An 11,947-nucleotide genomic window follows, 5' to 3' on the forward strand; every position below is an offset into this window, starting at 1 on the left:
CGATGATAGTGCGGGTTCCCGTGTGAAAGTAGGTCATCGTCAGGCTCTTACAGCCCAGAAAACCCCAGTCAGCAATGACTGGGGTTTTTTGCTTTGGGCAATTCAAAGATGGAAATTGCGAAAGCTAAAGGCCTTGTAATAGGCAAGCGCTGACGAAGTCACACCGCATGTGAATGACGAGCACATGTACCGCTGTGTTACACCCTTCCAAAATTGGAGTGGCGTTTTGGGCCAGGCCGGCTGTTGGCGTGCAATCGTGGTCAACAGAACGCCACAAAGTGCCCCACCTTCCCAGCGCAGCAGAGGATGTCAACCCGCAGTACGGTGTCTGAATCGATGAACTCCGTCTGAGTCCAGCCAGCGATCCATCTGTCCCCCAAGCCACAGATAGTGCAAATGGGCCAACGCTTCGCCCATCGCGAACGTCATCTGGTGAGCATCCAGCGTTCGCTTGAACAGAATAGGCAGGATGTCCGCTGCTGACAGACCCGTTGCACTGGCCGCGTCTGCGTCCATGATGTCATTGAGGCGATCTCGGTGGTGATCTTCCAGTTGCTGTATCCGCTGATGCAAGCCGATAAAAGGTTTGCCGTGCGATGGCAGTACCAGGGTATCCAGTGGTAGATCGAGGTACCTGGTGAGCGACGTCAAAAACAGCCGCAAGGAGTCGGCCTCAGGCTCCGTCGCATGAACGCTCACGTTGGTGGAAATGCGAGGCAGCACCATGTCGCCGCTCAGCAGAATGCCCAACTCCGGGCAGTACAGCGCGATGTGCTCCGGGGCGTGGCCGTACCCACTGATGCACTGCCAGGCCCAGCCCCCAATGTCGACAGTGCCCCCGTCCAGCAGTCTGCGATACGCGGACGGCAGCGCCGGGACCAGGGTCCAAAAATAAGACACGCGCGTGCGGACATGCTGCAGGAACTCCTCGTCCCGCATGCCGTGCAGCGCATAGAAGTCTGCGTTCGCTTCGCCGCCGAAGCCGTCGCGGTCATACACAGCGACTCTGGCGGTGTGATAGTCCGTGGCGCTGATCCACAGGCGCACCTGCCACCGCTCGCAGATCCAGTGCGCCAGACCGATGTGGTCCGGGTGCATGTGCGTGACGATCACGCGCAACACGGGAAGTCCTTCCAGACAGTTTGCAAAGACCTGCTCCCACTGCGCGCGCGTCGTGGCGCTGTCGATGCAGCAGTCCACCACCGTCCAGCCGTCGACCAGATGACCGTGCACATCAGGCTGCCGGTCGCGCAGCAGCCAGAGGTTGATGTGGTCCAGCGCGAACGGCAGCCCCATCCGTATCCATCGAATCCCCGGTGCGACCTCCAGCACGGAGCCCTCGCCGGGCAGCGTGTCGCCCAACGGGTAGTGGATTTGGTGTTCAAGAGGATTCATGGCGGCTACCGGATGAGTTAGCATTGACGTTAACGTAAACGTCATGCATCCAGGCATTGTAGGGATTGGCGGCCGACGGGCTGTCTCCTGGGCGAAACCACCTGCGCTGCATTCCACAAGCACATGGCCAACACCTACAGCATCAGCGACCTCGCCAAAGAGTTCGACCTCACCACGCGGGCCATCCGGTTCTATGAAGACATGGGCCTGCTGCAACCGGAGCGCACTGGCGCCGCAGGCCGCAACCGGGTGTACAGCGCGCGGGATCGTACCCGGCTGCGGCTGACCTTGCGCGCCAAGCGCCTGGGCCTCTCGCTCACCGAGGCCAAGGAGATCATCGACCTTTACGACAGCCCCCGCGATACAGGTGTGCAACTGCGCAAGTTCCTCGACGTGCTGGTGGTGCACCGCAAGCAGCTGGAAGAGCAAATGGCCGACCTGAAAGCCAATCTCGAAGAGGTGCAAGACCACGAGAGCGACGCCCGGGCCCTGCTGATGAAGCTCGAAAAACAAAAATGATCCATAATTGACGTTTACGTAAACGTAAATCTGGAGACCGTGTGACCACGACCCCTTTCGAGCCCCGCAACGCCGAGTACGCCGCCCGAGTGCGCGAAAGCTTTGCACTCCAGGGTGCCATGCAAACGCTGGGCGCCAGCCTGGGCCATATCGCTCCAGGCGCGGTGGACATCGAACTGGCCTGGGCCGCGGCCCTGACCCAACAGCACGGATTTCTGCACGCCGGCATGGTGGCCACGGCGCTGGATTCCGCCTGCGGCTATGCCGGCTTCACCTTGATGGCCGCCGACGCTGCCGTGCTCACCATCGAATTCAAGATCAACCTGCTGGCGCCTGCCAAAGGCGAGCGCTTTCGCATGGAAGGCCGCGTGCTCAAGCCCGGCCGGACCATCACGGTGTGCGAGGGCAGGGCCTTCGCCATCGACGGCGGACAGGAAAAACTGGTCGCCACTATGGGCTGCACGCTCATGGCGGTCACTGGCCGCGACCACATCCAGGGCTGATCACAAGCCTTTTGCCCTTCACCTTTGAGGAGACATCCATGAGCATTCCCGCCAACCTTCCCGGCCTGAACTTCCAGCTGGGCGAAGACATCGACGCGCTGCGCGACGCCGTGCGCGACTTTGCCCAAGCCGAGATCGCCCCGCGCGCGGCAGAGATCGACCGCAGCGACCAGTTCCCCATGGACCTGTGGCGCAAGATGGGTGACCTGGGCGTGCTGGGCATCACCGTGTCCGAGCAGTACGGCGGCGCGTCCATGGGGTACCTCGCGCACATGGTGGCGATGGAGGAAATCTCCCGCGCCAGCGCCTCGGTCGGCCTGTCCTACGGTGCGCACAGCAACCTGTGCGTGAATCAGATCAACCGCAACGGCAACGAAGCGCAAAAGTCCAAATACCTCCCCAAGCTCATCAGCGGCGAGCATGTGGGCGCCCTGGCCATGAGCGAGCCGGGCGCAGGTTCCGACGTGATCAGCATGAAGCTCAAGGCCGAGGACAAGGGCGGCTACTACCTGCTCAACGGCAACAAGATGTGGATCACCAACGGCCCCGACGCCGACACGCTGGTGGTCTACGCCAAGACCGAGCCCGAGCTGGGCGCCCGCGGCGTCACCGCCTTCCTGATCGAAAAAGGCATGCCGGGCTTCAGCATTGCGCAAAAGCTCGACAAGCTGGGCATGCGCGGCAGCCACACCGGCGAGTTGGTGTTCAACAACGTCGAAGTGCCAGCGGCCAACGTGCTCGGCGGCCTCAACCAGGGCGCCAAAGTCCTGATGAGCGGCCTGGATTACGAACGCGCGGTGCTCACCGGCGGGCCGCTGGGCATCATGCAGTCCGTCATGGACAACGTGATCCCGTACATCCACGACCGCAAGCAGTTCGGTCAGAGCATCGGTGAGTTCCAGCTCATCCAGGGCAAGGTGGCAGACATGTACACCGTGCTGCAGGCCGGGCGCTCGTTCGCCTACACCGTGGCCAAGAACCTCGACATGCTGGGCACCGACCACGTCCGCCAGGTGCGCAAGGACTGCGCCAGCGTCATCCTGTGGTGCGCCGAAAAAGCCACCTGGATGGCCGGCGAGGGCGTGCAGATCTACGGCGGCAACGGATATATCAACGAGTACCCCCTGGGCCGCCTGTGGCGGGATGCGAAACTCTACGAGATCGGCGCCGGCACCAGTGAGATCCGCCGCATGCTGATCGGTCGCGAGCTGTTCGCCGAGACCTGCTGAGCCCGCCGCCCCGGCCACTCCGGGTGGCACGTTGACGACTTCAAGGACCCCATGACGACCTCCATCGACGACCTCTTCGTACACAACCGCGCCTGGGCCGCCCAGATGGAGCGCGAACGCCCCGGCTTCTTCACCGGGCTGCTGGCTCAGCAAAAGCCCAAGTACATGTGGGTGGGTTGCTCGGACAGCCGCGTGCCGGCCAACCAGATCACGGGCCTCGAGCCCGGCGAAGTGTTCGTGCACCGCAACGTGGCCAACGTGGTGGTGCCCACCGACCTCAACTGTTTGTCCACCATCCAATACGCGGTGGACCAGTTGCGCATCGAGCACCTCATGGTCGTGGGCCACTACGGCTGCGGCGGTGTGCTGGCGGCGTTGGAAGGTATCCGCGTAGGCCTGGCGGACAACTGGATTCGCCACGTGCAGGACGTGCGCGACCGCCACCGTGACCTCATCGCGTCGGTGGCGCCGCAGTGGCGCCACGATGTGCTGTGCGAGCTCAACGCCATCGAGCAGGTCGTCAACATCGCGCAGACCACCGTCATGCTCGACGCCTGGGGCAGCGGCCAGAAGGTCACGCTGCACGGCTGGTGCTACGGCCTCAAAGACGGCCTCATCAACAACCTGCACATGACGGTGGACAGCACCGAAGGCCTGGACGCGATCTACAAGGCCGCCATCGCCGGCGTTGCCGCCACGCGCCGCGAATAAACCGGCCCAGCCAGGCACAAAAACCGTCCACCAGCCAGCCCAGGCGCGCCATGTTTCCCCAGCGGCTCGATGCCCCCGAGGCCTACGGCATCGCCAAGGCGATGATGGACGGCTTCAACCGCCACTACCGGCTGTTCCGCACCGAGTCCGCGCGCGCCAAGCACCGCTTCGAGACAGCCGACTGGCCGGGCCAGCAGCGGGCGCAGCGCGAACGTATCGAGTTCTACGACCTGCGCGTGAAGGAGTGCGTGCGCCGGCTTGAAAAGGAGTTCAGCGCCGGCTCGCAGCCCATGGATGTGTGGCACCAGATCAAGCTCCACTACATCGGGCTCCTGGTCAACCATCACCAGCCCGAGCTGGCCGAGACCTTCTTCAACTCGGTCACCACCAAGATCCTGCACCGCACGCACTTCCACAACGACTTCATCTTCGTGCGCCCGGCCGTCAGCACCGAGTACATCGAAAACGACGAGCCCGCGGCGCTGCCCACCTACCGGGCGTACTACCCCTCGCGCAGCAACCTGCACAGCACGCTGCAGGCCGTCATCGACAACTTCCGGCTGCAGCGCGAATTCGAAGACCTCGCGCGCGACACCGCCCAGGTGCTGGCCGCCATCGAGCCGCGCATCGCACACATGACGCTGCGCGCCAACTTCCAGATCCAGGTGCTGGCCAGCCTGTTCTACCGCAACAAGGGCGCGTACGTGGTGGGCAAGATCATCAACGGCTTCAGCGAAGTGCCCTTCGCGCTGCCCATCCTGCACACCGACAGCGGCAAGCTCGCCATCGACGCCGCCCTGTTCGGCGAGGACGACCTGCTCGCGCTCTTCAGCTTTGCGCGCGCCTACTTCATGGTCGACATGGAGATCCCGAGCGCCTACGTGCAGTTCCTGCGCAGCCTCATGCCGCGCAAGCCGCGGGCCGAGATCTACAACGCCCTGGGCCTGGCCAAGCAGGGCAAGACGCTGTTCTACCGCGACTTCCTCTCGCACCTCAAGCACTCCAGCGACAAGTTCCGCATCGCGCCGGGCATCAAGGGCATGGTGATGCTGGTGTTCGACCTGCCGAGCTTTCCGTTCGTGTTCAAGCTCATCAAGGACTTCTTTCCGCACCAGAAGGAAACCACGCGCGAGCAGATCAAGGGCAAGTACCTGCTGGTCAAGCAGCACGACCGCGTGGGCCGCATGGCCGACACGCTCGAATACAGCGAGGTCGCGTTCCCGCGCGACCGCTTCGACGATGCCCTCATCGCCGAGATCGAAAAGTTCGCCCCCAGCCAGCTCGAGATCAGCGACCGCGACGGCGACGGCCAGACCGAAGTGATCATCAAGCACCTGTACATCGAGCGCCGCATGGTGCCGCTCAACATCTACCTGCAGGAAGCCTTCGACGCAGGCCTGTCCGACCCGCGCGCCCACCAGCGGATGGAGCGCAGCGTGATCGAATACGGCAACGCCATTAAGGACCTGGTCGCCGCCAACATCTTCCCGGGCGACATGCTCTGGAAGAACTTCGGCGTCACCCGCAACGGCAAGGTCGTGTTCTACGACTACGACGAGATCGAATACCTTACCGACTGCCACTTCCGCCGCGTGCCCGCGCCGCGCAACGAAGAAGAAGAGATGAGCGGCGAGGTCTGGTACAGCGTCGGCCCGCGCGACGTGTTCCCCGAAACCTTCGGCCCCTTCCTGCTGGGCAACGACGCCGTGCGCGAGGTCTTCATGAAGCACCACGCGGACCTGCTCGATGCCGCGTTCTGGCAGTCGCACAAGGAGCGCATCCAGGCCGGCCACATGCTCGACGTCTTTCCGTACGACAGCGACCGGCGCTTCGACCACAACGTGCCCGCCGTGCCCATCGCGCCCACCATACCCGCAGTGCAAGCCTGACGCCTCCGGCGCTGCAGACTGCCATTCAACGCGTTTCATCATCCACCCCATACAGACAGCAACCCAGGAGATCACACCATGACTTCATCCACGCAAGACCCCATCGTCATCGTCGGCGCAGCGCGCACCCCCATGGGGTCGCTGCAGGGCGATTTCTCGAGCCTGTCCGCCCATGACCTGGGCGGCGCCGCGATCAAGGCGGCCATGGACCGCGCAGGCGTGTCGCCCGACGCCGTGGGCGAAGTGCTGTTTGGCAACTGTCTGATGGCCGGCCAGGGCCAGGCGCCTGCGCGCCAGGCGGCCTTCAAGGGCGGCCTGCCCAAGGGCGCGGGCGCGGTCACGCTGTCGAAGATGTGCGGCTCCGGCATGAAGGCCGCGATGATGGCGCACGACATGCTGCTGGCCGGCACGCACGATGTCATGGTGGCCGGCGGCATGGAGAGCATGACCAACGCACCCTACCTGCTGCAAAAGGGCCGCGGCGGCTACCGCCTGGGCCACGACCGCATCTTCGACCACATGATGCTCGACGGCCTGGAAGACGCCTACGAGGCCGGTCGTTCCATGGGCACGTTTGGCGAAGACTGCGCCGCCAAGTACCAGTTCACCCGCGAGCAGCAGGACGCCTTCGCCACCGCCAGCGTGCAGCGCGCCAAGGCCGCCACCGAGTCCGGCGCGTTCGCGGCCGAGATCGTGCCGGTGACCGTCAAGACCCGTGCGGGCGAGACCGTGGTATCGACCGACGAAGGCCCGGGCAAGGTCAAGCTCGAGAAGATCGCGACCCTCAAGCCCGCCTTCAAGAAGGACGGCACCATCACCGCCGCGTCCAGCTCCAGCATCAACGACGGCGCGGCCGCGCTGGTGATGATGCGCGAGTCCACGGCCCAAAAACTCGGCGCCACGCCCCTGGCCCGCATCGTGAGCCACGCCACCCACGCGCAAGAGCCCGAATGGTTTGCGACCGCCCCGCTGGGCGCCACGCAGAAGGCTTTGGCCAAGGCCGGCTGGCAGGTCGGCGACGTACAGCTGTGGGAGATCAACGAAGCCTTTGCCGTGGTGCCCATGGCGCTGATGAAAGAGCTGGACCTGCCCCACGACAAGGTCAACGTCAACGGCGGTGCCTGTGCTCTGGGCCACCCCATCGGCGCAAGCGGCGCCCGCATCATGGTCACGCTGATGTACGCCCTCAAGGCCCGCGGCCTGACCAAGGGCCTGGCCACGCTGTGCATCGGCGGCGGCGAGGCCACGGCCGTGGCGCTGGAACTCGTCTGATGGCGGCGCCCGCATCGCCCGAGATCACCGCGTTCTGGGCAGAGTTCAGCGCCGCGCAGCCCACGCTGCAGGCGCTGCCGCTGCGCGACCGCGTGGAAGAGGCCAACACCATTCTCGAGCGCCACCTGGAAGGCCTGGCGCTCGAGATGTCCGGCGGCGACGATGACCCCGTGGTGGACCTGATCGCCACTGCGCACGGCAGCGTGGAGAACTTTCCGCTGCTCATGCATCTGGTGGCCGCAGCGCCGACGCTCGCGCACTACCGGCTGCGCGCTTTCCGCGAACGCACCACCCAGCCCGACTTCCCCATCGGCATGGACGGCTTCGAACTGGAGACGTCCGACGTGCTGGTGGCCTGCGGCCGCGATGACGGCCAAGCCGCGCTGGAGATCCGATTCGGCCGCGAGATCCCGAGCGACTACCAGGACCACGCGCGCAACATGGCGTTCATCATGCTCGACCATGTGCTGGGCGAGTACGACTTTGCGGTGAAGGTGGGCGCGGTGGACTTCGTCGAGATGCCGCAGGACCCCGACGCGCAGTGGACCCCGCTCAGCCAACTGCCTCCGGTGTTCGACCGCCATTGGATCAATTTTCTGGGCCGCACGGGAGAGTTTCCCCAGGGCGAGCACGACTGGGCAGGGATGACGCTCGCCTTCGGCCCAGGCGCCGACGGCAGCGGCGACGAGGATGAAGAGATCGACGGCGAAAGCGAGAGTGAAAGCGACGGCGACTCCGACGACACCGCCATCGTCATGGTCAACCGCAGCGCGCAGCCCGTCGCGATGCGGGCCGACCTCGCCTACGCGCTCGAGCTGGACCTGGCTGTCGAAAACCGCGACGAACTGGCCGCCGTGCAGGCCTTGCAGGACCAGGCCGCCACCTTGCTCGAACTGCCGCAGCTGGGCATCCTGGCCTACACCATGACACGCGCCGGCCGCCGCAAGGCCGTGTACTACGTGGGCGACACGCAGATGGCACGCCAGGCACTCGCGCCGCTGCTGCTGCGCGACGAAGCCGCCTCGCTGGAGCTGACCACGCGCTTCGACCCCACGTGGTCGGGCTACTTCGAATTCGCCGTGCACCTGTAAAACGTGGCTTTGTACAACGCGCCATCTGCATTGCTATTAATTCAATAGCTGCTTGCGCTTGTCCATCAAGCGGTAGAGCCCTGAAAGGTCTTGAAAATGAAGTCCATCCTCATCATCGGCGCATCGCGCGGCATCGGGCTGGAGCTGGTGCGCCAGTACACCGACGCGGGCCGCCGCGTGATCGCCACCGTGCGCGACGACGCAGGGCGCGAGCGGGTGCAGGCCCTGGGGGGCGAGGTGCTGACCATCGACGTGGCCGACCCCGCCAGCGTGAGCGGCCTGGCCTGGCAGCTCGACGGCGAAAAGATCGAGACCGCCTGGTACGTTGCCGGCGTCATCCGCCGCCCCAACGCCACCACGCCGCCCACGCAGGAAGACTTCGACGCCGTCATGCACGCCAACGTGCTGGGCGCCATGCAGACCCTGCCGCAGGTCGCGCCCCTGGTGGCCGACGCACAGGGCGTGTTCGCGTTCCTGTCTTCGTCCATGTCGCAGATCGGCAGCGTGCCCGACAGCGGCTCCTGGCTGTACCGCACCAGCAAGGCTGCGTTGAACATGGCCGTGGCGTCGGCGCAGCACGACTACCCCGGCGCCACCCTCATCACCATCGACCCCGGCTGGGTGCAGACCGACATGGGCGGCGAAGGCGCTGCGCTCAAGGTGCAGGACAGCGTGCGCGGGCTGCGGGCCACCGTGGCGGGCGTCACGGCCGCCGACAAGGGCCGCCTGCTGCACCACGACGGCCGCCGCGCCGCCCACTGGTAATTCTTTCGACCGAACACAACGACCTCCGGAGACAACCCCCGATGCTGCTGACCCAAGACCAGGAAATGATCCGCGACGCGGTGCGCGACTTTGCCCAGGAACAGATCTGGCCCCACGCCGCCCGCTGGGACAAAGAGCACCACTTCCCCCACGACGTGCACCAGGGCCTGGCCGCCCTGGGCGCCTACGGCATCTGCGTGCCCGAAGAGTTCGGCGGCGCCAACCTCGACTACCTCACGCTCGCCCTGGTGCTGGAAGAGATCGCGGCCGGCGACGGCGGCACCAGCACCGCCATCAGCGTGACCAACTGCCCCGTCAACGCCATCCTGATGCGCTACGGCAACGCCCAGCAAAAGCGCGACTGGCTCACGCCGCTGGCCCGCGGCGAGATGCTGGGCGCCTTCTGCCTGACCGAGCCGCATGTGGGGTCCGACGCGTCCGCACTGCGGACCACGGCGGTGAAGCAGGGCGATGAATATGTGATCAACGGCGTCAAGCAGTTCATCACCAGCGGCAAGAACGGCCATGTGGCCATCGTCATTGCCGTCACCGACAAGGGCGCGGGCAAGAAGGGCATGAGCGCCTTCCTTGTGCCCACCAACGCCCCGGGCTACGTGGTGGCGCGGCTCGAAGACAAGCTGGGGCAACATTCCAGCGACACCGCGCAGATCAACTTCGACAACTGCCGCATCCCTGCAGAGAACCTCATCGGCGCCGAGGGCGAGGGCTACAAGATCGCCCTGGGTGCGCTCGAAGGCGGCCGCATCGGCATCGCCGCCCAAAGCGTGGGCATGGCGCGCAGTGCCTTCGACGTGGCGCTCGCGTATTCGAAGGAGCGCGAGAGCTTCGGCACCGCCATCTTCAACCACCAGGCGGTGGGTTTCAGGCTGGCCGACTGCGCCACGCAGATCGAGGCCGCCCGCCAGCTCATCTGGCACGCCGCTGCATTGCGCGACGCCGGCAAGCCCTGCCTGAAAGAAGCCGCCATGGCCAAGCTCTTCGCCAGCGAGATGGCCGAGCGCGTGTGCAGCGCCGCCATCCAGACCCTGGGCGGCTATGGTGTGGTCAACGACTTTCCGGTGGAGCGCATCTACCGCGACGTGCGCGTGTGCCAGATCTACGAAGGCACGAGCGACGTGCAGAAGATCATCATCCAGCGCGCGCTGGCGTAGGCCGTCCTCTTCGGCGGCTTTGTCAGGCGGCCTTGCGCAGCTCCCGCTCCAGCATGGCCAGGCGCTCGGGCTCTGCGTGGTGGCGGGCCACAGGCTGCACGCCGGCAAACGCCTCTCGCGCCTGCCGTGCGTGCCCTGTCCAAGCCAGCGCCAGGGCGTAGTCGCAGGTGCACACGGCCAGCGAAGGCCACGCACCGGGCGCCTTGCGCACCAGGCCCAGGAACTGTTCGCACGCGCTGCCCAGGTGCCGCGCCGCATCGCCGGCAAGCGCCGGGTCGCGCAGCGCCACCATGCCCCGCACCCAGTCGATGAAGGCCTGCCCATGGGGTGGCAGCAGCTCGGGCTTCAGCGCATCCAGCAGCCGCGTGGCCTCCTCGGTGTGACCGGCGCGGGCCTCACCCAGCGCCAGGTCCATCTGCAGCGTGGGCTCTCCAGGGCGTTGCGCCAGCAGTTCGCGCAGGCGTGCGATGAAACCCGGGTGGTCGCCAGTGGCCAGCGGCAGGGTGTAGGTGCGCGCCAAAAAATCGGCGTCGTCCGCAGGCCGCAGTGGGTGGATGCGCAGCCGCAAAATGGCAGCCTCCGCGCCTTCGGTGCGTGCCTCGAACCACGCCACGCGCACGGCCGCATCCCAGCCCGGCTGGACGAGGAACTTGTGCCGCTGCGCGGCGCTGGCCAGCTGCTCTGCCAGCGAGCGCAGGCGCGCCTGGTCTCCGGTGGCGTGCGCATGCAGCACGTTCTGGTACATCCGCTGGAACCGGTGCATGTAGGCAAACAACGCAAAGGGCACGAGCAGGGCCGCGACCAGCCCGCCCACCACCCAGGAACTCCAGTCGAACCACACAGCCACTGCGATCAAGGCCGCGCAGGCGAGCAGCCAGCCCCGGTTGTTGCGCAGCAGCTGGCGCAAGGTCGTCCACACGCCGGGACTTTCCAGGTTCTCGATCTGGTCGCGCGCGAGTTGGCGCAGGGCTTTCACGTCCAGCGGGCCCATCACATCGTCCAGCATCTCGGTCATGGCCCGCGCATGGAGACTGGACGTGTGCAGCTGGACCTGGCTCAGGGGCGGCTGCTGCGCCGCGATCGCCTGGAGTGCTTCTTCGGCCGTGGCGGCATGGACGAACCCTTCGGTGGGCTGCCCGCGGACGTCCTGGGCCTGGTACAGCCAACGGGGCTGGTGGCTTGGTGGTTGGGTGGGTGGGGCTGTGTTCAACGCGCGACTCCCTAGGCGCCGACATGGCGGTTCGTGCGGGGCCTCACTGTGCAGGATTTGCGGCTGCGCATCGCTGTGCGCCGGACAGTCGGGCTTTAGCCCTTGACGGCCGGCACAGGGCTTTGTGGCATGGGAGCGTCCAGCCAGTGTCCCGGCCCGGCACGCGGTTCTTCCATACTGCAGGCCCCGCC

At 65.8% G+C, this 11,947-nt stretch carries 11 protein-coding genes; 9 read left to right on the forward strand and 2 right to left on the reverse strand.

Annotated elements, in window-relative coordinates; translation table 11 throughout:
* Window positions 1–309 precede the first annotated feature (309 nt).
* A complete protein-coding gene (locus ASF16_RS03170) occupies window positions 310–1,395 on the reverse strand; it encodes an MBL fold metallo-hydrolase (protein ID WP_056162647.1) in 1,086 nt (361 codons plus the stop codon).
* Window positions 1,396–1,518: 123 nt separating this feature from the next.
* Here ASF16_RS03170 and ASF16_RS03175 point away from each other — a divergent pair, with 123 nt between their 5' ends.
* From ASF16_RS03175 to ASF16_RS03215, 9 genes are all read left to right on the forward strand, one after another.
* Complete coding sequence (locus tag ASF16_RS03175; protein ID WP_056162649.1) at window positions 1,519–1,914, forward strand: MerR family DNA-binding transcriptional regulator; 396 nt, start codon at window positions 1,519–1,521, stop codon at window positions 1,912–1,914.
* A gap of 41 nt (window positions 1,915–1,955) precedes the next feature.
* A complete protein-coding gene (locus tag ASF16_RS03180) occupies window positions 1,956–2,417 on the forward strand; it encodes a PaaI family thioesterase (protein WP_056162652.1) in 462 nt (153 codons plus the stop codon).
* 38 nt (window positions 2,418–2,455) lie between these two features.
* A complete protein-coding gene (locus ASF16_RS03185) occupies window positions 2,456–3,646 on the forward strand; it encodes an isovaleryl-CoA dehydrogenase (protein ID WP_056162654.1) in 1,191 nt (396 codons plus the stop codon).
* Window positions 3,647–3,697: 51 nt separating this feature from the next.
* A complete protein-coding gene (gene can / locus ASF16_RS03190; RefSeq protein WP_056162659.1) occupies window positions 3,698–4,357 on the forward strand; it encodes a carbonate dehydratase in 660 nt (219 codons plus the stop codon).
* A 50-nt stretch (window positions 4,358–4,407) separates the two neighbouring features.
* Window positions 4,408–6,246, forward strand: a complete 1,839-nt coding sequence (gene aceK / locus ASF16_RS03195) for a bifunctional isocitrate dehydrogenase kinase/phosphatase (protein WP_056162660.1) — start codon at window positions 4,408–4,410, stop codon at window positions 6,244–6,246.
* A 78-nt stretch (window positions 6,247–6,324) separates the two neighbouring features.
* Complete coding sequence (locus ASF16_RS03200) at window positions 6,325–7,518, forward strand: acetyl-CoA C-acyltransferase (RefSeq protein WP_056162664.1); 1,194 nt, start codon at window positions 6,325–6,327, stop codon at window positions 7,516–7,518.
* Window positions 7,518–8,609: a DUF695 domain-containing protein gene (locus ASF16_RS03205; RefSeq protein WP_056162668.1), complete on the forward strand. Its 1,092-nt coding sequence runs from the start codon at window positions 7,518–7,520 to the stop codon at window positions 8,607–8,609. The genes ASF16_RS03200 and ASF16_RS03205 overlap by 1 nt, the downstream gene beginning before the upstream one ends.
* Window positions 8,610–8,705: 96 nt before the next feature.
* The gene (locus ASF16_RS03210) at window positions 8,706–9,374 is read left to right on the forward strand and encodes an SDR family oxidoreductase (protein WP_056162671.1); all 669 of its coding nucleotides are present in this window, start codon (window positions 8,706–8,708) and stop codon (window positions 9,372–9,374) included.
* 41 nt (window positions 9,375–9,415) lie between these two features.
* Entirely contained in the window at window positions 9,416–10,546 is a 1,131-nt protein-coding gene (locus tag ASF16_RS03215) for an acyl-CoA dehydrogenase family protein (protein WP_056162673.1), read from the forward strand.
* Window positions 10,547–10,568: 22 nt separating this feature from the next.
* Here ASF16_RS03215 and ASF16_RS03220 read toward each other — a convergent pair whose 3' ends face one another.
* Entirely contained in the window at window positions 10,569–11,756 is a 1,188-nt protein-coding gene (locus ASF16_RS03220; protein WP_056162675.1) for a hypothetical protein, read from the reverse strand.
* Window positions 11,757–11,947 lie beyond the last annotated feature (191 nt).

It is taken from the genome of Acidovorax sp. Leaf78, from assembly GCF_001422735.1.
Lineage (GTDB): Bacteria > Pseudomonadota > Gammaproteobacteria > Burkholderiales > Burkholderiaceae_C > Acidovorax.

Coding starts and splice junctions, on each gene's coding strand:
- ASF16_RS03170 (WP_056162647.1), bottom strand. CDS start 1,395: ATGAATCCTCTTGAACACCAAATCCACTACCCGTTGGGCGACACGCTG.
- ASF16_RS03175 (WP_056162649.1), top strand. CDS start 1,519: ATGGCCAACACCTACAGCATCAGCGACCTCGCCAAAGAGTTCGACCTC.
- ASF16_RS03185 (WP_056162654.1), top strand. CDS start 2,456: ATGAGCATTCCCGCCAACCTTCCCGGCCTGAACTTCCAGCTGGGCGAA.
- can (WP_056162659.1), top strand. CDS start 3,698: ATGACGACCTCCATCGACGACCTCTTCGTACACAACCGCGCCTGGGCC.
- aceK (WP_056162660.1), top strand. CDS start 4,408: ATGTTTCCCCAGCGGCTCGATGCCCCCGAGGCCTACGGCATCGCCAAG.
- ASF16_RS03200 (WP_056162664.1), top strand. CDS start 6,325: ATGACTTCATCCACGCAAGACCCCATCGTCATCGTCGGCGCAGCGCGC.
- ASF16_RS03205 (WP_056162668.1), top strand. CDS start 7,518: ATGGCGGCGCCCGCATCGCCCGAGATCACCGCGTTCTGGGCAGAGTTC.
- ASF16_RS03210 (WP_056162671.1), top strand. CDS start 8,706: ATGAAGTCCATCCTCATCATCGGCGCATCGCGCGGCATCGGGCTGGAG.
- ASF16_RS03215 (WP_056162673.1), top strand. CDS start 9,416: ATGCTGCTGACCCAAGACCAGGAAATGATCCGCGACGCGGTGCGCGAC.